The organism is Collinsella sp. CLA-ER-H10, from assembly GCF_040092475.1.
GTDB lineage: Bacteria > Actinomycetota > Coriobacteriia > Coriobacteriales > Coriobacteriaceae > Collinsella.
The window spans coordinates 1-555 of record NZ_JBBNLM010000060.1; the positions used below are offsets into that span (position 1 = coordinate 1).

General features: G+C 65.4%; 1 protein-coding gene. It reads left to right on the top strand.

From position 1 onward, the window contains the following. Window positions 1–555, top strand: a 555-nt coding sequence (locus tag AAAX36_RS09495; protein ID WP_349075304.1) for an agmatine deiminase family protein, incomplete at both ends; no start/stop codon positions are given.

Sequence of the window (555 nt, forward strand, 5' to 3'; positions counted from 1 at the left end):
CGACTACGCCAACTGCAAGGCCGCCTTCGAGAACGACGAGAACGTCACCGTCATCGAGATGACCACCGACGACGCCTGGTTCCGCGACACCGCCGCCACCTACGTCATCGACGGCAAGGGCGAGAAGCGCGCCAACCACTGGCACTTCAACGCCTACGGCGGCCTGGTCGACGGCCTGTACTTCCCGTGGGACAAGGACGAGCAGATCGCCCTCAAGATGGCCGAGCTCTCCGGCTGCCGCCGCTACCGTCCCGACGACATGATCCTCGAGGGCGGCTCCATCACCGTCGACGGCGAGGGCACCCTCGTCGTGACCGACCAGTGCCTCCTGTCCCCCGGCCGCACCTGCTCCGCGGTGCTCGAGGAGGAAGAGGACCCCGAGTCCATCTGGCCCAAGTACCGCAAGAAGTTCGAGCCCTGGAGCGAGGAGCTTCGCGAGTACATGAACGAGCACCTCAAGGACTACCTGGGCGTCGAGAAGGTCATCTGGGTCAAGGAGGGCATCGACCCCGAGGAGACCAACGGCCACATCGACGACGTCGCCACGTTCATCGC